This window comes from Pseudomonas sp. NPDC087336 (assembly GCF_044744285.1).
Lineage (GTDB): Bacteria > Pseudomonadota > Gammaproteobacteria > Pseudomonadales > Pseudomonadaceae > Aquipseudomonas.
Genome location: NZ_JBIUYA010000001.1, coordinates 497,958 through 522,322 on the forward strand (window position 1 = coordinate 497,958; position 24,365 = coordinate 522,322).

Below are 24,365 nucleotides of genomic sequence, written 5' to 3' on the forward strand. Positions count from 1 at the left end.
CAAGCGCTTTGGATGCTGCCTGAACTCGCTACCGACTTTCGAACACCTTCCAGAGGCCTGTGTATCAGAAAAAGCACGCACAGGTCTCTGGCTGACGACAACCGGTCTGACCGGCAGCGGGTTATTGTGATTTTCTGACCCGCAGGTACCACTCGGACAGCAGCCGTACCTGTTTGTCGGTGTAACCCCGCTCGACCATCCGTGTGACGAAGTCGTTGTGTTTCTGCTGGTCCTCTTTGCTGGCCTTGGCGTTGAAGCTGATGACTGGCAACAGGTCTTCGGTGTTGGAGAACATTTTCTTCTCGATGACCACCCGCAGTTTTTCGTAGCTGAGCCAGGTCGGGTTCTTGCCGTTGTTGTTGGCACGGGCGCGCAGAACGAAGTTGACGATTTCGTTGCGGAAATCCTTCGGATTGCTGATGCCAGCCGGTTTTTCGATTTTCTCCAGTTCTTCGTTCAGCGCTACGCGGTTGAGGATCTCGCCGGTTTCCGGGTCGCGATACTCCTGATCCTGAATCCAGAAATCAGCGTACAGCACATAACGATCGAAGATGTTCTGGCCGTACTCGCTGTAGGACTCGAGGTAGGCGGTCTGGATTTCCTTGCCGATGAATTCGATATACCGCGGTGCCAGGTACTCCTTGAGGAAGCGCAGGTAGCGTTCGCGGGTTTCGGCCTGGAACTGTTCCTGCTCGATCTGTTGTTCCAGCACGTAGAGCAGGTGTACCGGGTTGGCGGCGATTTCGTGGGGATCGAAGTTGAAGACCTTGGACAGGATCTTGAACGCAAAGCGGGTCGACAGACCGTTCATGCCTTCGTCGACACCGGCGTTGTCGCGATACTCCTGGATCGACTTGGCCTTCGGATCGGTGTCTTTGAGGTTTTCGCCGTCATACACGCGCATCTTGGAGTAGATGTTCGAGTTTTCCGGCTCCTTGAGGCGTGACAGCACGGTGAACTGGGCGAGCATCTTCAAGGTGTCGGGCGCGCAATGGGCTTTGGCCAGCGAGCTGTTGAACAGCAACTTGTCGTAGATCTTCACTTCGTCGCTGACCCGCAGGCAGTACGGCACCTTGACGATGTAGATCCGGTCAATGAACGCTTCGTTGTTCTTGTTGTTACGGAAGGTATGCCATTCCGATTCGTTGGAGTGGGCCAGCAGGATCCCGGTAAACGGAATCGCGCCCAAGCCTTCGGTACTGTTGTAGTTGCCTTCCTGGGTGGCCGTCAGCAGTGGGTGCAGTACCTTGATCGGCGCCTTGAACATTTCGACGAATTCCATCAGGCCCTGGTTGGCCCGGCACAGTGCGCCCGAATAGCTGTAGGCATCGGCGTCGTTCTGTGGGAACTCTTCCAGTTTGCGGATATCGACCTTGCCCACCAGTGCCGAGATGTCCTGGTTGTTTTCATCTCCCGGCTCGGTCTTGGCCACGGCGATCTGGTTGAGGATCGACGGATAGAGTTTGACCACGCGGAACTGGCTGATGTCGCCGCCGAATTCGGCCAGGCGTTTGGTGGCCCATGGCGACATGATGGTGTTGAGGTAGCGCCGTGGGATGCCGAAGTCTTCCTCGAGGATCGCGCCATCTTCAGTGGCGTTGAACAGACCTAGGGGCGATTCGAATACCGGTGAGCCCTTGATTGCGTAAAAGGGCACCCGCTCCATGAGTTGTTTGAGTTTTTCGGCCAGGGACGACTTACCGCCGCCGACGGGACCGAGCAGATAAAGGATCTGTTTCTTCTCTTCCAGGCCTTGGGCGGCATGGCGGAAATACGACACGATCTGGTCGATGCATTCTTCCATCCCGTGGAAGTCTTCAAAGGCCGGGTAGCGACGGATTACCTTGTTGGAGAAGATTCGCGACAGCCTCGAGTTGGTCGAGGTGTCGAGCAGCTCCGGTTCACCGATGGCCAGCAACAGACGCTCGGCGGCGGAAACGTAGGCGCTACGGTCCTTTTTGCACAACTCCAGATACTCTTGCAGAGAGAGTTCTTCCTGGCGTGTGGACTCGAAACGTTGTTGGAAGTGGCTAAAGATACTCATGACGTCACCTCGCTCGATACGTGGAGCCGACGCCGGATCATTCAGTCGATGCTGGCAGCAACCGAACAGGCAGTCGCTGTTTACCCCCCAGAACTCTTCCGGAGCTGACTACCCCGAAAGCTACTCCCGATGACCCGTGCGCCGGTGTACCGGCTCTCCCCTGTTTTGGATGGCCTGCGCTTAAGGATAGTTGCTTATTCGGGAGGTAAAGGCGAGATACGTAATTAGTTGTGGCTGACCGTTCGTCTGCCGCCGCGCAAGCCCGCGGTGGCCGGGGCTTGCGCATGACAAAAAAATTATTCGCTGGTGCCTTGGGCCGTTTCCGCAGGATACGTCGTACGCCACAGCTCAAAACCGCCATCCATGCTGTAGACGTCGGAGAAGCCCTGGCTGATCAGGTAGGCGGCGGCACCCTGGCTGGAGTTGCCGTGATAGCAGACCACCACGGTTGGCGCGTCCAGATCGGCACCCTGGATGAAGGCGTGCAGGGAGTGGTTGTCCAGATGCTTCGAGCCGCTGATGTGCAGGGCGGCAAAGGTTGCAGGATCCCGGACGTCGACCACCACTGCGCCTTGCTCGCGCAGGGCTTGGGCCTGTTCCGGGGGAATACGTTTGAATTCGCTCATGGCGGGCTCCTGTGGCTCGGCAGAAAGTGCAGTCTAGCGCGGGGCGCTGACTGGCGATGGTTCGGAAATCCGTGGGGCGACTGGCGGTTCGGCGGCATGGCCATGCTCGTCGCATTTGCAGGCCAGGCGTTCACCCGTGTCGACATTCATCAGGGTCAGGGCACCGCCCCAGACGCAACCGGTGTCGAGGGCCGACATACCCGGTTCCTGGATCTTGCCTTCCAGCGCCGCCCAGTGGCCGAAGATGATCTTTACGTCCCTGGTCTTGCGTTCCTTGTGCTGGAACCAGGGCTTGTAGCCTGCAGGGGCCGTGCCCAGGCCTTCCTTGCTCTTGAGGTCGAGCTTGCCCTCGGCCGTACAGAAGCGCATGCGCGTGAAATAGTTGGTAATCACCCGCAGGCGCGTCACGCCCTTGAGGTCACTGTCCCATTTCGCCGGATCGTTACCGTACATGCCATCGAGGTAGGGCGGCAGCAGGTTGTCATCACGCAGGGCCGTCTCGACTTCGGCCGCGTATTTCAATGCTTTGCGCAGTGACCACTGCGGCGGAATGCCAGCATGCACCATCGCCACGTTGCGCTGTTCATCGTAGTGCATGAGTTTTTGCTGGCGCAGCCATTCCAGTAGCTCGGCGCTATCGGGGGCTTCGATAATCTCGCGCAGGGTGTCGGCTTTCTTCAGGCGCTCGATGTTCTTCCCGGCCGCCAGCAAGTGCAGGTCGTGGTTGCCGAGCACGCACACCAGTGAGTGACGGATGCTATAGAGGAAGCGCAGGGTTTCCAGCGACTGCGGGCCGCGGTTGACCAGGTCGCCTACCAGCCATAGACGATCTTTTCCCGGATCGAAGGCGACCTTCTTGAGCAGGCATTGCAATGCCTCGAGGCAGCCTTGCAGGTCGCCGACGGCATAGGTTGCCATCAGTGCAAGGCTCCGGGCACCGCCAGGCGGAATGGGGCGATGATGGCATCGAAATGTTTGCCGTCGTCGGCGAGCATTTGATAGGTGCCTTGCATGGTGCCGACCTTGGTGGTCATGACCGTGCCGCTACTGTAGGTATGGCTTTTGCCCGCATCGATCAGCGGTTGCTGGCCGACCACGCCTGCGCCGCGGACCTCTTCGACATGCCCATCGCCATCGGTGATGACCCAATGCCGTGACAACAGTTTGGCCGGTAGCAGGCCGTTATTTTTCACGGTGATGGTGTACGCGAAGGCAAAACGCTCTTGCTCGGGTTGCGATTGTTCTGCCAGATAGCGGGTGACGACGCTGACGTCGACCTGATAACGAGGATCGGACATGCAAAGGGCCTTAAAAACGAAGCGGAACGCGGGACGTAGCTGATATGTCAGTCTAGGCCAGGTATCGGATAGTAAACCAGACATGGGCGCTGGTGTCCTACCCGATAACGCTTCAGTTCTGTCAGGCGTCCGCCGCTTTCTGTAGGACTTGTTCGCTAAGCTTGTCGGCAAGGCGTACGAATGCCGCCAGATCAAGCTGCTCGGGACGCAAGCTGCCATCGACGCCAGCGGCTTCGATTTCGGCGTTGCTCAGCAACAGCTTGAGGGTGTTGCGCAGGGTTTTGCGGCGCTGGTTGAAGGCCTCGCGCACGACGCGCTCCAGCAAGCGGTGGTCCTTGGCCGGGTGCGGCAATACCGCATGGGGTACCAGGCGCACGATGGCCGAGTCGACTTTCGGCGGTGGATTGAACGCGCCGGGACCTACGTTGAACAGGTGTTCGACCCGGCAGTGGTACTGGACCATGATCGACAGCCGGCCCCAGTCACCGCCGCCAGGCCCTGCCGCCAGACGCTCGACCACTTCCTTCTGCAGCATGAAGTGCATGTCGCGGATCAGGTGGGCGTTGTGCAGCAGGTGGAAAATCAGCGGTGTAGAGATGTTGTACGGCAGGTTGCCGACTACACGCAGGCTACCAGGTGCGGCATTCAGGCTGGTGAAATCGAACTTCAACGCATCACCCTGATGCAGGTTGAAGTTGCTCTTGCCGGCGAACTGTTGGTTGAGGATCGGGATCAGGTCCTTGTCCAGTTCCACCACGTCGAGCTGCGCACCACTGCTGAGCAGGCCTTGGGTCAGCGCACCCTGGCCAGGGCCGATTTCCAGGAGGCGATCTTCTGCCTTGGCATGGATGGAGCGCAGGATGCGGTCGATAACGCCAGCATCGTGCAGAAAGTTCTGGCCAAAACGCTTGCGCGCCTTGTGTTGGTATTGCTCGGTCATAAACGGGTCTCGGCCATCTGGTAGGCGGTTTCCAGGGCGACTTGCAGGCTGCCGGTGTCGATCTTGCCACTGCCGGCCAGGTCCAGGGCGGTGCCGTGGTCGACCGATGTGCGGATGATCGGCAAGCCGAGGGTCACATTGACTGCTGCACCGAAACCTTTGTATTTCAGCACAGGCAGGCCCTGGTCGTGGTACATCGCCAGCACTGCATCGCAGTGCTCCAGATATTTGGGGGTAAACAGAGTATCGGCGGGCAACGGGCCACGTAGGTCCATGCCTTCGCCGCGCAGGCGCTCTAGCGTGGGTTCGATGATATCGATTTCTTCATGGCCCAGGTGTCCGCCTTCACCGGCATGGGGGTTGAGCCCGCACACCAGGATACGTGGCTGGGCGATGCCGAACTTTTCTTTCAGGTCGCTATGCAGGATTCGCGTGACCCGTTCCAGACGCTCCGGCGTGATCGCATCGGCAATCTCGCGCAGGGGCAGGTGAGTGGTGACCAGCGCCACGCGCAGGCCGCGGGTGGCGAGCATCATGACCACTTGCGCGGTATGGGTCAGGTCGGCGAGAAATTCCGTGTGCCCGGAAAACGCGATACCGGATTCATTGATCACGCCCTTGTGCACCGGGGCGGTGATCATGCCGGCAAAATGCCCGTCCAGGCAGCCCTGGCCAGCGCGGGTCAGGGTCTCCAGGACGAAAGCGGCGTTAGCCTTGTCCAGCTGCCCGGCGACAACCTTGGCATTGAGCGGTGTATCCCAGGCATACAGGCTGTTGGCGGGAGCGGGAACATCCGGCCAGTTGTCCGGCGTGACGGGCAGCACATCGACAGTCACACCCAGCTGCGCGGCCCGCTCAAGGAGCAGGTCGCGGCTGGTGATGGCAATCAGGGGGTGTGGCTGGGCGTGCGCGGCGAGCAGCAGGCACAGGTCGGGACCTATGCCGGCCGGTTCGCCGGGTGTCAGCGCGAAACGTATGGGTTTCACTGCGTTGCCTGGTCGGCGCCAGGGAGCTTGATTTCCACGTACGCTTCGTCACGGATCTGACGCAGCCAGGTTTGCAGCTCTTCGTCGTACTTGCGGTTACGCAGCACGGTCATGGCCTGCTGTTCGCGAGCCTGGGTCGTGCTGTCGGTGGCGCGACGACCGAGGACTTCCAGGACGTGCCAGCCGTATTGCGTCTGGAATGGCTTGGACAGCTGACCTTGCGGGGTCTTGGCCATCACTTCGCGGAATTCCGGAACCAATACATTCGGGTCGATCCAGTTCAGGTCGCCGCCATTGAGGGCGGAACCCGGATCTTCCGAGTAGCTTTTTGCCAGTTCGCCGAAATCTTCGCCTGCTTCGATGCGGGTATAGAGCGATTCGGCCAGGGCCTTGGTTTTTGCTTCGTCACGGATCGGGCTTGGTTTGACCAGGATGTGGCGTACGTGCACTTCGTCACGCACCTGGGCCTCACCGCCACGCTTGTCGGTGATCTTCAGGATGATGAAGCCCCCCGGCGTGCGCATGGGTTGGGTGATGTCGCCAACAGCCATGGTGCTCAACAGGCGATCGAAGGGGGGTGGCAGCTGAGCGGCTTTACGCCAGCCCATGTCGCCACCTTCCAGTGCGGTTTCGCTGGCGGACTTGGCGATTGCCAGCTGGCCGAAGTCAGCACCTTGCTTGAGTTGCTGGTAAACCGCGTCGGCCTGCTTGGCGGCATTCTGGATGGCGTCGGAGTTGGCGCTTTCCGGTGTAGGAATCAGGATATTGGCCAGGCGGAACTCTTCGGACAGCTGCATTTTGCCCAGATCCGACGCCAGGAAGTTCTTCACTTCCTGCTCGGAGACCTGGATGCGCTCGGCGACGCGGCGCTGACGCACGCGGCTGATGACCATTTCGCGACGAATCTGGTCACGTGCGTCGTCGTAGGACAGGCCGTCACGCGTCAGGGCTGCGCGGAATTGCTCCACCGACATGTTATTGCGCTGGGCAATGGTGCCGACAGCCTGGTTTAGTTCTTCATCGGTGATACGGATGCCGGAACGTTCGCCGATCTGCAGCTGCAGGTTCTCGACGATCAGGCGCTCGAGCACCTGTTGCTCCAGTACGCTGGCCGGTGGCACGGCGGAGCCGCGCTTGGCGATGGTTTGCTGAACTTCATGAACCCGTTGGTCCAGTTGGCTCTGCATGACCACGTCGTTGTCGACAATGGCCACCACTTTATCGATGGACTGTACCGCGGCGTTGGCCGCGGTACCCAGGAACAGCGCGCCCAGCAACAGCGGGCGCAGACAATCAGAAAGCTTGGTCTTCACGTTCACGATAACCTTGGATGCCTTTGTCGAGGAAACTCTCTACTTTGGAGCCCGTGAGGCCGCCGAGTCCCTTCAGAACAATTTGGAGGAAGACGCCATGGTCGCCTTTTTCGTTTTCCGGCGCGTCTTGACTGGTTTCGTCATAATCGACCCAGTAACGGTTGATCAGGCGCAGTTTCCAGCAGCAGTTGTCGTACTCGAAACCACCGAAGGCTTCCAGGGTACGGTTGCGGTTGTAGTCGTACTGCCAGCGGCTGATGACGTTCCATTGCGGCACGACCGGCCAGATCACCGAGAAGTCGTGCTGTTCGATCTTGTAGTAGTCCTTCACGTAGCCAGGCTGGCCCGGGGTGCCGTAGTCACCGCCGCCCACTTGCCATGTACCGGAGTTCTGGTCGTAACGAACCTGGTCATTGCGATAGCGATAGCCGGCGTTGATGACCTTGTTCGGGTTGTCTTCAGGCTGGTAGTGGAACATCGCGCTGCCCGACCGAGGGCTGCGGCTGTCCGGGTCCCAGTTGTAATCGGCAGTGGTGCGCCAGTCGCGGTTCCAGCGATATTCGTACTCCAGCGCGTATGGAGAAACGTCAGAGTGCGCGTCTTCGCGGGTTTTGGCATCGATTCCCGGCAATTGGACTTCGCGATCCTTGAAGTACAGGGCCTGGCCGACGCTTATGCGTTGACGTTCAAAGCCATTCTCTTCGATCCATCGGCTCGTTACACCAAGGGACAGTTTGTTCTCGTCGCCGACACGGTCGGAGCCAGAGAAACGGTTGTCGCGGAACAGCGATGCATAGCTGAAGGTGTATTCGCTGGTGTCGAATACCGGAATGTCTTCCTGGTCCTTCTCGGGTACGTAGAGGTAGAACAGGCGTGGTTCGAGGGTCTGGTTATAGTTCTTGCCAAACCAGCTGGTCTTGCGATCGAAATACAGGCCGCTGTCGATGCTTGCAATCGGCACGCCGCGGTTCTGGTTGCTGTCGAACGTGCCGTTGAGCCGGTCCTGTTCTGCAGTTTGCGCGGCAACCTGGCTTTTCCCGATGCTGTCCAGATCCAGTTGGTACTGCGTGTACTGGTACTTGAGTTTTGGCGTCAGGAAGCCGTAGCTTGCCTCCATCGGGTAGCTGACGGCTGGCGCCAGGTTGAGGCGATCGCCATTGGCGCGGGCCAGACCCTGGACGTTGGTGTCGAGGCGTGGCTCTACATTGCCGTCTTCATCGGTGAAGTTGCCGTTTTTCAAGTCCCGGTCGAACCGCACGAGTTCAGTGTCATAGGTGAAGTTCAGGCCGCCTGGACGCTCCGGCAGCGCACCGTTGAAGGTGATCTGCGGCAAACGGTCGTAAGGCGTGATGTTCGACACAGTCGCCAGTTGATAAGCCTGGGCATTCACGCGGGCGGTGTAGCTGTCGCCACGGTAGGTCACGGCACCCTGCTGGTTGACGTAGTCGGCGCTTTTCACACCGATCTGGTCGGTTTGCAGGTCCTGGAAGTAATAGGGGTCGCTGATCTTGGTGTAATCGACTTCCGAGAGTACACGCGAGTCGAGACCACCCTTGTGCTGCCAGTTGTACATGTAGCGGGTTTTTTCGTAATCGGTCTGCAGCTTGCGATCGTCGTTCTCGTCGTTGAGGTACGCGGCGCCGAACTGACCTTCGCTGGACTTGGTCAGGTAGCGGAATTCGCCTTCCATCAACAGGCCGCGATCGCTCATGTAGCGTGGGTACAACGTGGCATCGTAGTTCGGTGCCAGGTTGAAGTAGTACGGCGTGACCAGCAGGAAGCCGGTATCGCTGCCGGTGCCGATGGTCGGCGGCAGGAAGCCGGATTGACGACGGTCGTCGATCGGGAAGTAGATATACGGCGTGTACAGGACCGGAATGTCCTTGACCCGCAGTGTCACGTTGGTCGCCGTACCGAAGCCGGTAGCCGGGTTCAGGGTGATGTTGTTGCCCTTGAGCTGCCAGGCGTTGCTGTTCGGCTCGCACGTGGTGTACGTACCGTCCTTGAGGCGGATGATCGCGTTCTCGGCACGTTTGGCGTACAGCGCGTTACCGCGGATGCGCGATTTGTGCATCACGTATTCGGCGTTATCGACCTTGGCTTCACCGGTATCGAGCTGTACATCGGCGTGGTCACCCACGATCAGTGCGCCGTTGTCGCGAATGCGCACGTTGCCGCTCAGTTCGCCACGACTCTCGGCCTGGTACAGGTTGGCTTCGTCGGCTTCGACCTGCATGCTGCCCTGGCGCATGACCACGTCACCAGCCAGAGTGGCGACTTGCTCATCCTGCTTGTAGCGGGAGGCTTTGGCGCCGATAAAGGTGGGGGCGTCACTTTTATTCGTCTTGTCATTCATGCCAGGACGAATCGGTTCGATATAGGAACCAGAGCAATAAGGACCGGTTTCGGCCAATTGTGCTGCAGTGAGCTGCTCGCGGGGAACCCAGTCGAGGTGGCTGTAGTCTGCGCTACGCGACTTCAGGCCACGGCCTTTGGATTCGGTGACCAGGGCAGGTTTGGCCCCCGTGTCTTCGCTGGCGCCCGTTTCGGCGGGTGCCTGGCCGGTGGTGCTGGCTGCGCTGCCCTCATGGACTGGACGCGGAGGCAATGCAGCCGCTGGCGATTTTGGCGCACAATTCCAGGCACCCGAAGCAGAGACCGAGCAGTCATACTGTTCTGCGGCGACCACGAAAGGGGTGGCCAAGGGTTGCAGAGCCAGCAAACTGCCGGTCATCAACAACGGAAATTTTTTACGAAACGCGGGGGATTTCAATGCCATCTTAATAGTCCGGGCTTCCTGCGTGCCATCTGCCCGCGGTGTGGGCCGCACGCCTCTCGATGGTCTGAAAAAGATGCTGGATAATAAAGCATGACCCGCTTGACGGCTAGCGCCGTCGGAGACCCTTGCAATGCCTGACCAAGATCTACGTTTGCAACACCTGAAAGTTTGGCTCGATGAACAATTGGCAATCCTTTTCGCGCAACAGGGATGGGGTGCCGTACCCCCGGCCACGTTGACTGCGGCCAGCAGCGACGCGAGTTTTCGGCGCTATTTCCGTTGGGAAGGCGCCGGCAGAAGCTTGATCGTGATGGACGCCCCCCCGCCCCAGGAAAACTGCAAACCCTTCGTGGATATCGCTTTTCTGCTGGCGAAATCCGGAATAAATGTGCCGAAGATCTACGCCGAAGACCTTGAGCGCGGATTTCTTTTGCTTAATGACCTGGGCAACAAGACGTACCTGGACGTGATCGACAGCGCAAACGCCGACGATTTGTTCACCGATGCCCTGCAAGCGCTGCTGGCATTCCAGCAGTTGCCGATGGTTGCGCCACTGCCGAGTTACGACGTGGCGTTGTTGCGACGTGAGCTGGAATTGTTCCCCGAGTGGTACGTCAAGCATGAGCTGGGCATCGAGTTCGATGCGGCGCAGCAAGTCCTCTGGCAGCAGGTCAGCGATCTGCTGATCGACAGTGCCCTGGCTCAGCCGAAAGTCCTGGTGCACCGCGACTACATGCCGCGCAACCTGATGCTCAGTGAGCCCAATCCCGGTGTGCTGGATTTTCAGGACGCCGTTTATGGCCCTGTCACCTATGACGTGACCTGCCTGTTCAAGGATGCCTTCCTCAGTTGGCCCGAGGAGCGCGTGCGCGGCTGGCTGGAAAATTACTGGCAGCAAGCAGATGCGCTGGACATTCCGGTGCAGCCCGACTTCGAAGACTTCCTGCGCGCCAGCGACCTGATGGGCGTGCAGCGTCACCTCAAGGTGATCGGGATCTTCGCCCGTATTTGCCACCGCGACGGTAAGCCGCGTTACCTGGGTGATGTGCCACGCTTCTTTGCGTATATAGATGCAGTGATTGCCCGTCGTCCTGAGCTGGCTGAACTAGATGTATTGCTGGCCAGCCTGCGTGCTGGAGTGCCAGCATGAAGGCGATGATTCTGGCGGCAGGCAAGGGCGAGCGCATGCGTCCCTTGACCCTGACCACGCCCAAGCCGCTGGTTCGTGCCGGTGGCGTGCCGCTGATCGAGTATCACCTGCAAGCCCTGGCGGCGGCGGGCTTTACCGAGATCGTGATCAATCATGCCTGGCTGGGTCAGCAGATCGAAGACTATCTGGGCGATGGCTCGCGCTACGGTGTGAGCATTCGCTACTCGGCCGAAGGTGAACCGCTGGAGACCGGTGGCGGAATCTTCCGCGCCTTGCCGTTGTTGGGTGACGAAGCTTTCCTGGTCGTCAACGGTGACATCTGGACGGATTACGACTTCAGCGTGCTGCATCAGCCCATCACCGGGCTGGCGCATCTGGTACTGGCCGACAACCCGCCCCATCATCTCGCTGGAGACTTCAGCCTGGAAGACGGCCAGGTCCGGGACGGTCAGCCGGACACCGCAACCCTGACCTACAGCGGTATCGCCGTGCTGCATCCACAGTTGTTCGATGGTTGCTCGGCAGGGGCGTTCAAGCTCGCGCCGTTGTTGCGCAAGGCCATGGCTGACGGGCAAGTGAGCGGCGAACGCCTGAAGGGGCTTTGGGTGGATGTCGGCACCCACGAGCGTCTGGCCGAAGCTGAAACCCTGATCGAAGCGAGCCGCTGACATGCTGTGGCCAGGGACTCTGATCGGAGCCGGAGCGGGCTTTGCCATCGCCAGTATTCCGGGGGCCATGCTCGGGGCCTTGCTGGGGCAGGTGCTGGATCGGCACCTGCACCTGCAAAGCTGGGCGCATCTGCGTGAAAAGCTCGGGGGGCGACCTGTCCTGCGCAACGACGAGTTGTTGTTTGTGTTGCTGGGGCGCCTGGCCAAGTGTGACGGACGGGTTGTGGAGGGGCATATCCAGCAGGCTCGCGCGGAGATGCGTGCCTTGGACATGTCCGAATCGGCACAGCGCCGGGCGATTGCCGCGTTCAATCGTGGCAAATCAGGCAGTGACCGGTTGGGTGGCCATTTGCGCCGGCTGAGGGCTCAGCCCTTTGCCGCCGAAGGGGTGTTGCGCGCTTGTTGGCGGATGGTTTGGGCTGATGGTCATGCGGGCATCCGCGAGCGTGAACTGCTACTCCAGTGGGGCGGCTGGCTGGGGTGGAGCGAGCGGCAGGTCAAGGCGTTGGCGGCCGATTACGAGCCACAGCAGCGTCCGTTGGCCAACAGTGTTATTACCTATCAGGACGCCTTGCGGCTGTTGGGGGTGTCTGCCACCAGTGAGCCCGCCCAGATCAAGCGCGCCTATCGACGCTTGCTCAGTCGTCATCACCCGGACAAGATTGCCGGCAGTGGTGCAACGGCGTCGCAGGTTCGCGAGGCGACCGACAAGACACGCGAGTTGCACAACGCCTATACGTTGATTCGACAGCGGCGGGATTTTCGCTAACAGCAAAGAGTTGCGTCGCCCTGGTGTGGATTTGCTGGAGAGCGGGGCGACTCAGTCCGTCAGTCCGCCGCATTTTGCGGATTTAGCCAACCCCGTACCCGGCGCACCAATTGTTCCTGTTGTGCCTTGTTATTGCCTGGCAAAGCCTTGAGCGAAACCTGGCTGAAGGCCGAAGTCTTCAAGCGTTTGCTGGCTTGCAAGCGGGCCAGTGCCGCGTTGCGGTCCAGCGGCTTATCCATATAGAAGAGGTCGGCGGTGGGCAGCTTGAGGGTTGGTGCGAGTTCGTCCAGTTCAGGTGTCACTTTGGCCGGCGTCTGCGCGGCGACCATGACGAAGCGCTCGACTTGTGCCGTCTGCTTCTCGCTCAGATACCGTGCGGCCCAATAGGCGCCAGTGCCATGCCCCAGCACCACGATGCTGCGAGCGCTTTGCTGTTCGGCAAAAGCGATGGCCGCATCGATGCGGGCGAAGATTCGCTCGGCGTCAGCCTTGGTCTGTTCGTCGGCGGTTTCGGCGACGGCCTTGTCCGCCACCTCGGCTTCGCCGCCCGCCGCCTGTTCGATGGGGGCCGCAGTGGTTGAGTCTTTGCTGCCGACATCTGGCGCCTTGGCTGCTGGAGCGGCTTCCACCACGCGCGGCGCCATGGCATCACTTTGCAAATCAGGCAGGGTGATACTCAGGCTGCTCCATTGGGCATCCGGCAATTGGCGGCGCAACGGGCCGATTGCTTGCGGCCAGTCAACGGTTTCGCCAGCGCCGGGGATGATAATGACAGCGCCTTTGGGGTCAGCGGAGTTGGCCGGCTTCCACAGGGCCAGGAAGGTATCGCTGCCCGCTTGCAGTTGTTGCTGTTCCTGGAGCGGAATAGTTCGCTCCAGTGCATTGGCTTCTTCCTGACTACGCTCAGGCAATGGCTGGCGTTCGAGTGGTTTTTCTTCGGCGGGTTTTTCTGCTGCGGCAGGCGTCGGGTCAGCCGCCTCAACGGAAAAAGCCCATGGCAGGATCAGCGACAGGCACAATGCTGGCAGTGCCAGGCGGTAGACAGGGAGCATCGGATATTCCAGGCCAGAAGTAATTCCGGCAGCCTAATGGGTTGGTCAGTTTTTGTCAGTGTGTGAGAGTTCGATGATGCGTTTTCGCTGCCTGTGGGTTATCGGCTGTTTGTGGTTGCCCTTGATGGGCTGGGCGGCGGCCGCGCCACCGGCGCATGTCGCGCCCTTGTCGGCAGGCCAGCAACAATGGCTGGCGCAGCAGGGCGATCTGCGGGTGGGGTTGGTGTTGCAAGCGCCCTACGCTCAGTACGACCGCCGCTTGCAGCGCCTGTCGGGGGTCAATGTCGAGCTGATGAAGTGGCTGGCCAGGTCGCTCAAGGTCGAATTGAGCTGGCGCAACTTTCCCGATCTCGAGCAATTGGAAGCGGCCGCGCGCGCCGGCGAAATCGATCTCGCCCCAGGGTTGACCCAGACCCCTGGCGGCCTGCGCCTCTGGCAGTTTTCCGATCCGTACATGCGGGTGCCGCAACTGGTGGTCAGCGACCAGAAAAGCACCGGTGCGGTGGAGCTGGAAAAACTCGACAGCCATACCCGCGTCGCGGTACGCATGCCCAGTGCCACCGCAGACTACTTGCGCGGCAACTATCCGCATCTGAACCTGCAGGGTGTACCGGTCGAGCGTCAGGCGTTGCAACTGTTGTTGAGCCAGCAAGCCGCCTACGCGGTGGTCGATGAGGCGCAATTGGGGCGCTTGTCCGTCGAACCTGAGTTCTCCGGGCTGGTGGTGGTCGGTGATATCGGCTTGCCACAGCTGCTGCGGGTGGCTACACGGCGCGACCTGCCGGAGTTGGCCGTTATTGTGGAGAGCGCGCTGCGGGCGATCCCGGCCAAGGACCTGGAGGCGCTGCACAACCAGTGGCTGCAACCCAAGTACCCACGGCTCAGCGAGTCCCCGGGGTTCTGGCAAAACCTCTGTCTGCTGTTGTTGGTGCTGGCGCTCAGCGCTATGGCCATCGTGTTCTGGCAACGGCGTCAGCAGCACAGCCTGGAGCAACGACTGGCGGCGGCGCAGGCAGACATTGCCATGCGCGCCGCCAGCGAAGAGGCCCTGAGACTCACGCAGTTTTCCATCGACCAGAGCACCGTCGGCATTCTCTGGGTGAATTGGGACAGCCACGTGCGCTACGCCAACCGCGCCGCCGAAACCATGCTGGGCTATCGGCCCGGTGGGATTATCGACCGGCCGTTGATCGAGTTTGAGCCCGACCTGCACATGGATCGCTGGTTGAACCTGTGGAAGCGCGCCAGGGCCAGCGACGACACGCCGCAAAGTTTCGAAACCAATTGCCGGCGGGCCGATGGCAGCATCCTGCCGACCGATGTCTCCTTGAGCTTTCTGCGTTTTCGCGAGGGTGAGTACCTGGTGGTCTACCTGACCGATGTCACCGAACGTCGGCGCGCCCTGGCGGCGTTGCAGGAAAGTGAAGCACGCTTGCAAGGGATCGCGGCAAATGTGCCGGGCCTGGTCTTTCGCCTGGAGCGGGCGCCGGTGACAGGCCAGATCGACTTTGCCTACATCAGTGAAGGCAGCAAGAGTCTGGTGGGTTATTCGCCAGCCACCCTGGCCCATCGTGACAAAGGCCTGCGCAGCCTGGTGCACCCAGACGACAAGGCCAGCTATCACCAGACCCAGGACCATGCGCTGGACACTGACAGCGACTGGTCCTGGCAAGGGAGGATTCTCACGCGTCAGGGGGAGCAACGCTGGGCGGAAATCAAGGCGATTACCCGCCGACTCGAAGGCGGCGCCTACGTCTGGGATGGCATTGTCTGGGACATCAGCGAGAGCAAGCGCATCGAACTGGAACTGGCCAGCTCGCGCGAGCAGTTACGCGAATTGTCCGCGCACCTGGAGAGCGTGCGCGAAGAGGAAAAGGCGCGCATTGCCCGGGAAGTTCACGACGAACTGGGCCAGATGTTGACGGTGCTCAAGCTGGAAACGTCCATGTGCGAGCTGGCTTATGCGCAACTCGACCCCGGATTGAACGAGCGCCTGAACAGCATGAAACGGTTGATCGCCCAGCTGTTTCAACTGGTACGTGATGTGGCGACGGCGTTGCGACCACCGATTCTCGATGCCGGGATAGCTTCGGCCATCGAGTGGCAGGCGCGCCGCTTCGAGGCGCGCACGCAGATTCCGTGTCTGGTACAGGTGCCGGAAAATTTACCGGTGCTCAGCGATGCCAAGGCCATTGGCCTGTTTCGTATCCTTCAGGAGGCGCTGACCAATGTCATGCGTCACGCCCAGGCGCATACTGTCGAACTGACACTGGCCCTTGAAGGCGACGACCTGTGTCTGACTGTCAGCGATGATGGCGTAGGATTTGTCGCCGCGAGCGGCAGGCCAACATCCTTTGGGGTGGTCGGCATGCGCGAGCGGGTGTTGATCATGGGCGGGCAACTGTCCCTTGAGAGCGAACCGGGTGAGGGCACGACCCTGACTGTGCGAGTACCCCTGGATAAGGAGACGTAAGTGATCCGTGTACTGGTTGCCGAAGACCACACCATCGTTCGCGAGGGCATCAAGCAATTGATCGGCCTGGCCAAGGACTTGCTGGTGGTGGGGGAGGCGAGCAATGGCGAACAACTGCTCGAGACCTTGCGGCATGTGCCCTGCGAAGTGGTGTTGCTGGATATCTCCATGCCGGGTGTCAACGGCCTTGAGGCGATCCCGCGGATTCGTGCCTTGAACAATCCACCGGTGATCCTGGTGTTGTCGATGCACGACGAGGCGCAGATGGCGGCACGGGCCTTGAAGGTCGGGGCGGCGGGCTATGCCACCAAGGACAGTGATCCGGCGCTGTTGCTGACGGCCATTCGCCGGGTAGCGGCGGGAGGGCGTTACATCGACCCGGACCTTGCCGACCGCATGGTCTTCGAAGTCGGCCTGACCGATTCGCGGCCGTTGCACTCATTGCTTTCGGAGCGTGAGTTTTCCGTGTTCGAGCGCCTGGCCCAGGGCGCCAACGTCAACGAGATCGCCCAGCAACTGGCATTGAGCAGCAAAACCATCAGCACCCACAAGGCGCGGTTGATGCAGAAACTCAACATCACCTCGCTGGCCGAACTGGTGAAATATGCGATGGAGCACAAGCTCCTCTGAAGAACACCTACAGGGATTCGCGTCGCCATATCCATTTGCGACATTCATGAGCAACCGTTTTTGCTTGTTCTTGCGGCTTGTAGCTGAAAGCTTGCCGCTGCCGCTATCCAAACGCGCCATCCTTGTAGGGCAATCCCTACCCCCGGCCTTCCATCTGGCTGAGGCGAATCTCTCTTGCCCCCCGATTTGCGCAGGTCCCAGCGTCCACTAGGCTTAGTCCACAGCAGTCATCAACAACAAAGGTGTGGGTATGAGCCAGGTCGATTCAAGCGCAGGGGCCAATGATGTTCTGGTCAGCTTTCGTGGAGTGCAGAAGAGCTACGATGGCGAGAACCTGATCGTCAAGGACCTCAACCTGGACATTCGCAAAGGCGAATTCCTCACCTTGCTCGGGCCGTCCGGCTCCGGCAAGACCACCAGTCTGATGATGCTCGCCGGTTTCGAAACACCGACAGCGGGCGAAATCCTGCTGGCCGGACGCGCCATCAACAACGTGCCGCCGCACAAGCGTGACATCGGCATGGTGTTCCAGAACTACGCGTTGTTCCCGCACATGACGGTCGCCGAGAACCTGGCGTTCCCGCTGACCGTGCGCGGCTTGAACAAGAGCGACGTCAGCGACAAGGTCAAAAAAGTCCTGAGCATGGTGCAGCTCGATGCGTTCGCCCAGCGTTATCCGGCACAACTGTCCGGTGGCCAGCAGCAGCGCGTGGCACTGGCCCGCGCACTGGTGTTCGAGCCGCAACTGGTCCTGATGGACGAACCCCTCGGCGCACTGGATAAACAGTTGCGCGAACACATGCAGATGGAAATCAAGCACCTGCACCAGCGCCTGGGCGTGACCGTGGTCTACGTGACCCATGACCAGGGCGAAGCCCTGACCATGTCCGACCGTGTGGCCGTTTTCCATCAAGGCGAAATCCAGCAGATCGCACCGCCGCGCACCCTTTATGAAGAGCCGAAAAATACCTTCGTCGCCAACTTCATTGGCGAAAACAACCGCCTCAATGGTCGTCTGCACAGCCAGACCGGCGATCGTTGCGTGGTCGAACTGGGCCGTGGTGAAAAAGTTGAAGCCCTGGCGGTGAATGTCGGCAAGACCGGCGAACCCGTCACATTGTCGATTCGTCCGGAACGCGTGAGCCTCAATGGCTCCAGCGAGTCCTGCATCAACCGCTTCTCGGGACGGGTAGCGGAATTCATCTATCTGGGCGACCACGTCCGGGTGCGCCTGGAAGTCTGTGGCAAGACTGACTTCTTCGTGAAACAACCGATTGCCGAGCTCGATCCTGCGCTTGCTGTCGGCGACGTGGTTCCGCTTGGCTGGCAGGTCGAACACGTTCGCGCGCTCGATCCAATTCTAGAGGCGAACTGATCGCCCCGGCTTCAACAACACAAACCCTGCACGTGGAGAGAACAATAAATGTTGAGATCCCTGAAATTCACCGCTCTGGCACTGGGCATGATGGGGGCAGCCAGCGCAATGGCGGCTGGCCCGGACCTGACCGTGGTGTCCTTTGGCGGTGCGAACAAGGCGGCGCAGGTCAAAGCCTTCTACGCACCGTGGGAAGCGGCAGGCAACGGCAAGATCGTGGCGGGCGAATACAACGGCGAGATGGCCAAGGTCAAGGCCATGGTCGACACCAAGAGCGTGTCCTGGGATCTGGTAGAAGTCGAATCGCCAGAGCTGTCCCGTGGTTGTGACGAAGACATGTTCGAGCAACTCGACCCGGCCCTGTTCGGCAAGACCGAGGACTACGTCAAAGGCGCCATCCAGCCATGCGGCGTGGGTTTCTTTGTGTGGTCGACCGTGTTGGCCTACAACGCCGACAAGCTGAAAACCGCACCGACCAGCTGGGCGGATTTCTGGGACACCAAGCAGTTCCCGGGCAAGCGCGGCCTGCGTAAAGGCGCGAAGTACACCCTGGAGTTCGCACTGATGGCTGACGGCGTTGCGCCCAAAGACGTCTACAAAGTGCTGGCCGGCAAAGACGGTCAGGACCGCGCGTTCAAGAAACTCGACGAACTCAAGCCGAACATCCAGTGGTGGGAAGCCGGCGCACAACCGCCGCAGTACCTTGCCTCCGGTGACGTGGTCATGAGTTCGGCCTACAACGGCCGCATCGCCGCCGTGCAGAAAGAAAGCAACCTGAAAGTGGTGTGGAACGGCGGCATCTACGACTTCGACGCATGGGCGATTCCAAAAGGCCTGGATAAAGCACGCGCTGACGCGGCGAAGAAATTCATCGCTTTCTCGGTGCAGCCGCAGCAGCAGAAGACCTACTCGGAAAACATCGCCTACGGCCCGGCCAACACCCAGGCCGTACCGTTGCTGGCCAAGGATGTCCTGAAAGACATGCCGACCACCCCGGAAAACATCGCCAACCAGGTGCAGATCGACGTCAGCTTCTGGGCTGACAACGGCGAGCAACTGGAGCAGCGCTTCAATTCCTGGGCTGCAAAATAACCACCCGGTGATGATCGTTCCCACGCTCTGCGTGGGAATGCCGCCCGGGACGCTCCGCGTCCCTGTGACGCAGAGCGTCACTGGATGCGTTCCCACGCAGAGCGTGGGAACGATCAGTACTAAAAGTTCGAGGCGGCGATCGCCGTCCCTGTAACGATCAAAAGATTTCCGGAGTACGCCATGGCTATCGCCGTTCCCGTGAACGCGGGCACTGACCCCACCTTGAAGCAGCGGCTCAAGCATGCCGAGCGGGTCAACCGCTGGAAGGCCCAGGCGTTGATCGCGCCGCTGGTGCTGTTCCTGTTGCTGGTGTTCCTGGTGCCAATCGTGGCGCTGCTCTATAAAAGCGTGGGTAACCCGGAGGTGGTCGGCGGCATGCCGCGCACCGTGGCGGCCATTGCCAGCTGGGACGGCCGGGGCCTGCCTGCCGAACCTGTCTACAAGGCGGCCAGCGAAGACCTCGCCGAAGCACGCAAGAATCAGACCCTGGGCGATTTGTCCAAACGCCTGAACATGGAGTTGGCCGGCTATCGCAGCCTGCTGACCAAAACCGCCCGCGCCTTGCCGTTCGCCACAGAACCGGCCTCCTATAAAGAGGCGCTGGAAGGGCTCGACGAGCGCTGGGGCGATCCGGCCTATTGGCAAGCCGTACGCCGTAACACCAGCAACATTACGCCATACTATCTGCTGGCCGCGGTCGATCACCGCATCGACGACCTCGGCGAAATCGCCCCAGCCACCCCGGACCAGGCGATCTACCTCGACATCTTTGCCCGCACTTTCTGGATGGGCCTGATCATCACCGTGATCTGCCTGGTACTCGCGTATCCCCTGGCTTACCTGTTGGCGAACCTGCCATCGCGCCAGAGCAACCTGCTGATGATTCTGGTGCTGCTACCGTTCTGGACCTCGATCCTGGTACGGGTTGCCGCGTGGATCGTGTTGCTGCAATCGGGTGGCTTGATCAACAGCGGCTTGATGGCCCTGGGCATCATCGATAAACCGCTGGAGCTGGTGTTCAACCGCATCGGTGTCTACATCTCGATGGTGCACATCCTGCTGCCGTTCATGATCCTGCCGATCTACAGCGTGATGAAAGGCATCTCGCCGACCTACATGCGCGCCGCCATTTCCCTCGGCTGTCATCCGTTCGCCAGCTTCTGGCGGGTGTACTTCCCGCAAACCTATGCCGGTGTTGGCGCCGGTTGCCTGTTGGTGTTCATCCTCGCCATCGGCTACTACATCACCCCGGCGTTGCTGGGCAGCCCGAACGATCAGATGGTCAGCTACTTTGTCGCCTTCTACACCAACACCAGCATCAACTGGGGCATGGCGACCGCACTCGGCGGCCTGTTGCTCCTGGCGACCGTGGTGCTTTATCTGATTTACAGCTGGCTGGTGGGCGCGAGCCGCCTGCGCCTGAGCTAAGGGGAGAATGAAATGCTGAGTCCTTATATGTCGCCCATCGAGCGGGTGTGGTTCTACAGCTTGCGGATTCTCTGCGGCTTGATCCTGTTGTTCCTGATTCTGCCGGTGCTGGTGATCATTCCGTTGTCGTTCAACTCCGGCAGTTTCCTGGTGTACCCGCTGCAAGGTTTCTCGCTGCAGTGGTACCACGACTTTTTCGCCTCGGCGGAATGGATGCGCGCCCTGAAGAACAGCATCATCGTCGCACCGGCCGCTACGGTGCTGGCCATGGTGTTCGGCACGCTGGCGGCCATCGGCCTGACCCGTGGCGACTTCCCCGGCAAACCCCTGGTGATGGCGCTGGTCATTTCGCCGATGGTGGTGCCCGTAGTGATCATCGGTGTGGCCAGCTATCTGTTCTTTGCGCCGTTGGGCCTGGGTAACAGCTTCTTCTCGCTGATCGTGGTGCACGCGGTGCTGGGCGTGCCGTTCGTGATCATTACCGTGTCGGCGACATTGCAGGGGTTTAATCAGAACCTGGTACGCGCTGCGGCCAGCCTCGGTGCTTCGCCGCTGACGGCGTTCCGTCGGGTGACCTTGCCGTTGATCGCGCCCGGGGTGATTTCCGGTGCATTGTTCGCCTTCGCCACGTCGTTCGATGAGGTGGTGGTGACGCTGTTCCTCGCCGGCCCCGAGCAAGCGACTTTGCCACGGCAGATGTTCAGCGGCATCCGCGAAAACCTTAGCCCGACCATCGCCGCCGCCGCGACGCTGCTGATCGCCTTCTCGGTGATCCTGCTGCTGACCCTGGAATGGTTGCGTGGGCGTAGCGAGAAACTGCGTACCGCCCAAGTCTGATCTCCGGTTAACGATCGTTCCCACGCAGAGCGTGGGAACGATCGGCACAGAGCGCGCAGGTCATTCACCGTTTGAATACCAGACACCCGCAAATCCCCAGCTACTATTGTGCCCAGCTCCCACATCTATAAGAGGCTGCGCACATGGGTCTTTCCTCCTTCAAAATCGCTCACAAACTGATCACCGGTGCAGGGGCCATCGAGCAACTGTCGGCGGAATTGACGCGCCTGGATATAGATAACCCGCTGATCGTCACCGACGCCGCGCTGGTCAAGTCCGGCACGGTAGAGCTGGCACTGGCGCAGCTTGGCGGGCGCACTTACGAGATCTTCGACCGGGTGCTGCCGGACCCGGAAATTGCCATCGTCGAAGACTGCATGCGGGTTTATCGCGACGGTGGGCATGACGGCCTGATCGGCCTGGGTGGCGGGAGTGCCATCGACATCGCCAAAAGCGTGGCGGCCTACGCCGGCTACCACGGCGCACTCGAAGATTTGTTCGGGGTCGACCAGGTGCCGCGCAAAGGCCCTCCGCTGATCGCGATTCCAACCACCGCCGGCACGGGCTCGGAAGTCACCAACGTGGCGATCCTTTCCGACAAGATCGCGCATTTGAAGAAGGGCATCGTCAGCGACTACCTGTTGCCGGACGTGGCGCTGGTCAGCCCGCAAATGACCTTGACCTGCCCACGCAGTGTTACCGCGGCCAGCGGCGTCGATGCACTGGTGCATGCCATCGAATCCTATCTGTCGGTCAATGCCTCGCCGATTACCGACGCCCTGGCCATCGGCGCTATCAAACTGATAGCCAAGGCGCTGCCCAAGGCCTACGCCAACCCGTCCAATCTGCAGGCCCGAGAAGACATGGCCACCGCCAGCCTGATGGCGGGCATGGCGTTCGGCAATGCCGGGGTGGGTGCGGTGCATGCGCTGGCGTATCCGCTGGGTGGGCGCTTCAACATTGCCCATGGCGTGAGCAATGCCTTGCTACTGCCTCATGTCATGACCTGGAACAAGATGGCCTGCGTTGAACGCATGCAGGATATCGCCGAGGCCATGGGGGTGAAGACCGCTCATCTGAGCACCAATGAAGCGGCCGACAAAGCCGTGGAGGCCATGACCGCGTTGTGCGCGGCGGTGGAAATCCCCCAAGGACTGCGCAGTTTCGAGGTGCCCGAGGATGCCATTGCGGCGATGGCCGTGGAGGCGGCGGGGATCGAGCGCCTGATGCGCAATAATCCGCGCCGGCTGAGTGCTGTCGATATCGAGAAAATCTACCGGGCGGCCTACTGATCATCGCGCTTTCGGTGCGCCGGCCAAAGCAGGAGGTATACAATGCGCGCCATCGTGATTCTGCTCAGAAAAGGTGCGTCATGCAGCCCTTCGTAATTGCTCCGTCGATTCTTTCCGCCGACTTCGCCCGCCTGGGCGAAGAAGTGGACAACGTCCTGGCCGCCGGTGCCGACTTCGTGCACTTCGATGTCATGGACAACCACTACGTGCCGAACCTGACCATCGGCCCGATGGTCTGCTCGGCGCTGCGCAAGTACGGCGTGACCGCGCCGATCGACGCGCACCTGATGGTCAGCCCGGTGGATCGCATCGTCGGTGACTTCATCGAAGCCGGCGCGACCTACATCACCTTCCACCCGGAAGCTACCCAGCACATCGACCGCTCCTTGCAACTGATTCGCGAGGGCGGCTGCAAGTCGGGCCTGGTGTTCAACCCGGCGACGCCGCTGGACGTGCTCAAGTACGTGATGGACAAGGTCGACATGATCCTGCTGATGAGCGTCAACCCGGGCTTCGGCGGGCAGAAGTTCATCCCTGGCACCCTCGACAAGCTGCGTGAGGCGCGGGCGCTGATCGACGCGTCGGGTCGTGACATTCGCCTGGAAATCGACGGCGGCGTCAACGTGAACAACATTCGTGAAATCGCTGCGGCGGGTGCCGACACCTTCGTTGCCGGTTCGGCGATCTTCAATGCACCGAACTACCAGGAAGTGATTGAAAAAATGCGTTCCGAACTGGCGCTGGCTCGCCCATGAGTGGCTTTGAGCAGCTGTTCCCGGGACGCCTGCCACGGCTGGTGATGTTCGATCTCGATGGCACCTTGGTCGACTCGGTCCCGGACCTGGCGGTGGCTGTGGACAAGATGCTGCTCAAGCTCGGTCGCGCACCGGCAGGTATCGAAGCGGTGCGTGAATGGGTGGGTAATGGCGCGCCGGTGCTGGTGCGCCGAGCCCTGGCCGGCGGTATCGACCATTCGACGGTCGATGACGCCGAGGCTGACAGTGCGCTGGAGATTTTCATGCAGGCCTATGCCGATAGCCATGGTTTGACCGTGGTTTACCCCGGCGTGCGCGATACCCTCAAGTGGCTACAAAAGCAGGGCGTCGAGATGGCGCTGATTACCAACAAGCCGGAGCGCTTCGTCGCGCCGCTGCTGGACCAGATGAAGATCGGCCGATATTTCAAGTGGATCATCGGCGGCGACACCCTGCCACAGAAAAAACCCGACCCGGCCGCGCTGTTTTTCGTGATGAAGATGGCCAATATCCCGGCTTCGCAATCCTTGTTCGTTGGCGACTCGCGCAGTGATGTGCAGGCGGCGAAAGCGGCGGGGGTCAAGTGCGTGGCCTTGAGCTACGGCTATAACCACGGCCGTCCGATCGCCGAAGAATTGCCGGCCCTGGTGATCGACGACCTGCGCAAGCTAATTCCCGGTTGCCTGGACCCGGCCGCTGAGATAACGTTGGCCGACGCTGTTCAACCCCCTTCTGGAAACGCCATCGTGGTGGTCACTCGCAAACTCTGGATGAAAGTCATCAAGGCCCTGGCCCGCTGGCGTTGGCGCGCCTGACTGATCCTGGCCGGTTGTCCGGCGCGTTTGCATACCTGACTGT

21 protein-coding genes are annotated in these 24,365 nt (G+C 60.5%); 12 read left to right on the forward strand and 9 right to left on the reverse strand.

Translation table 11 applies throughout. The annotated features are described in order from the left end of the window. Nucleotides 1-121: 121 nt before the first annotated feature. The 8 genes from ACIO0C_RS02285 to ACIO0C_RS02320 all read right to left on the reverse strand — a co-directional run bounded on the left by ACIO0C_RS02285 (nucleotide 122) and on the right by ACIO0C_RS02320 (nucleotide 9,986). A complete protein-coding gene (locus ACIO0C_RS02285; RefSeq protein WP_008061555.1) occupies nucleotides 122-2,044 on the reverse strand; it encodes a PrkA family serine protein kinase in 1,923 nt (640 codons plus the stop codon). Between the two features lie 296 nt (nucleotides 2,045-2,340). Continuing rightward, nucleotides 2,341-2,670: a thiosulfate sulfurtransferase GlpE gene (gene glpE, locus ACIO0C_RS02290; protein ID WP_008061556.1), complete on the reverse strand. Its 330-nt coding sequence runs from the start codon at nucleotides 2,668-2,670 to the stop codon at nucleotides 2,341-2,343. Between the two features lie 33 nt (nucleotides 2,671-2,703). Further along, on the reverse strand, nucleotides 2,704-3,588 hold the full coding sequence (locus ACIO0C_RS02295) for a symmetrical bis(5'-nucleosyl)-tetraphosphatase (RefSeq protein WP_401307245.1): 885 nt from the start codon (nucleotides 3,586-3,588) through the stop codon (nucleotides 2,704-2,706). Then, nucleotides 3,588-3,968, reverse strand: coding sequence for a Co2+/Mg2+ efflux protein ApaG (apaG, locus tag ACIO0C_RS02300; protein WP_008061559.1), 381 nt, complete (start codon nucleotides 3,966-3,968; stop codon nucleotides 3,588-3,590). Before apaG ends, ACIO0C_RS02295 begins: the two co-directional genes overlap by 1 nt. Nucleotides 3,969-4,089: 121 nt before the next feature. After that, the gene (rsmA, locus tag ACIO0C_RS02305) at nucleotides 4,090-4,908 is read right to left on the reverse strand and encodes a 16S rRNA (adenine(1518)-N(6)/adenine(1519)-N(6))-dimethyltransferase RsmA (protein WP_008061562.1); all 819 of its coding nucleotides are present in this window, start codon (nucleotides 4,906-4,908) and stop codon (nucleotides 4,090-4,092) included. Beyond that, nucleotides 4,905-5,894 carry a 4-hydroxythreonine-4-phosphate dehydrogenase PdxA gene (pdxA, locus tag ACIO0C_RS02310; RefSeq protein WP_401307249.1) on the reverse strand — a complete coding sequence of 330 codons (990 nt, stop codon included), beginning with the start codon at nucleotides 5,892-5,894 and terminating at the stop codon, nucleotides 4,905-4,907. The genes rsmA and pdxA overlap by 4 nt, the downstream gene beginning before the upstream one ends. Further along, nucleotides 5,891-7,207 carry a peptidylprolyl isomerase SurA gene (surA, locus tag ACIO0C_RS02315; RefSeq protein ID WP_401307251.1) on the reverse strand — a complete coding sequence of 439 codons (1,317 nt, stop codon included), beginning with the start codon at nucleotides 7,205-7,207 and terminating at the stop codon, nucleotides 5,891-5,893. The genes pdxA and surA overlap by 4 nt, the downstream gene beginning before the upstream one ends. Next, complete coding sequence (locus tag ACIO0C_RS02320; protein WP_401307254.1) at nucleotides 7,188-9,986, reverse strand: LPS-assembly protein LptD; 2,799 nt, start codon at nucleotides 9,984-9,986, stop codon at nucleotides 7,188-7,190. The genes surA and ACIO0C_RS02320 overlap by 20 nt, the downstream gene beginning before the upstream one ends. 130 nt (nucleotides 9,987-10,116) lie before the next feature. On the opposite strand from ACIO0C_RS02320, the gene ACIO0C_RS02325 reads away from it, so the two are divergent. The 3 genes from ACIO0C_RS02325 to ACIO0C_RS02335 are packed head-to-tail and all read left to right on the forward strand — an operon-like array spanning nucleotide 10,117 to nucleotide 12,573. Next, entirely contained in the window at nucleotides 10,117-11,136 is a 1,020-nt protein-coding gene (locus ACIO0C_RS02325; RefSeq protein ID WP_401307257.1) for an aminoglycoside phosphotransferase family protein, read from the forward strand. Next, a complete protein-coding gene (gene murU / locus ACIO0C_RS02330; RefSeq protein ID WP_401307260.1) occupies nucleotides 11,133-11,804 on the forward strand; it encodes an N-acetylmuramate alpha-1-phosphate uridylyltransferase MurU in 672 nt (223 codons plus the stop codon). Before ACIO0C_RS02325 ends, murU begins: the two co-directional genes overlap by 4 nt. 1 nt (nucleotide 11,805) lies before the next feature. Continuing rightward, the gene (locus ACIO0C_RS02335; RefSeq protein WP_401307263.1) at nucleotides 11,806-12,573 is read left to right on the forward strand and encodes a DnaJ domain-containing protein; all 768 of its coding nucleotides are present in this window, start codon (nucleotides 11,806-11,808) and stop codon (nucleotides 12,571-12,573) included. 59 nt (nucleotides 12,574-12,632) lie between these two features. Here ACIO0C_RS02335 and ACIO0C_RS02340 read toward each other — a convergent pair whose 3' ends face one another. Beyond that, the gene (locus tag ACIO0C_RS02340; protein WP_401307265.1) at nucleotides 12,633-13,625 is read right to left on the reverse strand and encodes an alpha/beta hydrolase family protein; all 993 of its coding nucleotides are present in this window, start codon (nucleotides 13,623-13,625) and stop codon (nucleotides 12,633-12,635) included. A 73-nt stretch (nucleotides 13,626-13,698) separates the two neighbouring features. Here ACIO0C_RS02340 and ACIO0C_RS02345 point away from each other — a divergent pair, with 73 nt between their 5' ends. The 9 genes from ACIO0C_RS02345 (at nucleotide 13,699) to ACIO0C_RS02385 (ending at nucleotide 24,322) form a co-directional block, all read left to right on the forward strand. Next, a complete protein-coding gene (locus ACIO0C_RS02345; RefSeq protein ID WP_401307268.1) occupies nucleotides 13,699-16,098 on the forward strand; it encodes a PAS domain S-box protein in 2,400 nt (799 codons plus the stop codon). Continuing rightward, nucleotides 16,099-16,728, forward strand: a complete 630-nt coding sequence (locus ACIO0C_RS02350) for a response regulator transcription factor (protein WP_008061576.1) — start codon at nucleotides 16,099-16,101, stop codon at nucleotides 16,726-16,728. Between the two features lie 250 nt (nucleotides 16,729-16,978). Further along, nucleotides 16,979-18,103 (forward strand): ABC transporter ATP-binding protein, encoded by a 1,125-nt coding sequence (locus tag ACIO0C_RS02355; protein WP_008061578.1) that lies wholly within the window; start codon nucleotides 16,979-16,981, stop codon nucleotides 18,101-18,103. 48 nt (nucleotides 18,104-18,151) lie between these two features. Further along, a complete protein-coding gene (locus tag ACIO0C_RS02360; RefSeq protein ID WP_008061579.1) occupies nucleotides 18,152-19,195 on the forward strand; it encodes an ABC transporter substrate-binding protein in 1,044 nt (347 codons plus the stop codon). A gap of 180 nt (nucleotides 19,196-19,375) precedes the next feature. After that, complete coding sequence (locus tag ACIO0C_RS02365; RefSeq protein WP_401307273.1) at nucleotides 19,376-20,623, forward strand: ABC transporter permease; 1,248 nt, start codon at nucleotides 19,376-19,378, stop codon at nucleotides 20,621-20,623. A 12-nt stretch (nucleotides 20,624-20,635) separates the two neighbouring features. Continuing rightward, the gene (locus tag ACIO0C_RS02370) at nucleotides 20,636-21,460 is read left to right on the forward strand and encodes an ABC transporter permease (protein WP_008061581.1); all 825 of its coding nucleotides are present in this window, start codon (nucleotides 20,636-20,638) and stop codon (nucleotides 21,458-21,460) included. 143 nt (nucleotides 21,461-21,603) lie between these two features. After that, entirely contained in the window at nucleotides 21,604-22,752 is a 1,149-nt protein-coding gene (locus tag ACIO0C_RS02375) for an iron-containing alcohol dehydrogenase (RefSeq protein ID WP_401307276.1), read from the forward strand. An 80-nt stretch (nucleotides 22,753-22,832) separates the two neighbouring features. Then, entirely contained in the window at nucleotides 22,833-23,507 is a 675-nt protein-coding gene (rpe, locus tag ACIO0C_RS02380; protein WP_033044299.1) for a ribulose-phosphate 3-epimerase, read from the forward strand. Further along, nucleotides 23,504-24,322: a phosphoglycolate phosphatase gene (locus ACIO0C_RS02385; protein WP_180202452.1), complete on the forward strand. Its 819-nt coding sequence runs from the start codon at nucleotides 23,504-23,506 to the stop codon at nucleotides 24,320-24,322. The genes rpe and ACIO0C_RS02385 overlap by 4 nt, the downstream gene beginning before the upstream one ends. The last annotated feature ends 43 nt before the right edge of the window (nucleotides 24,323-24,365 follow it).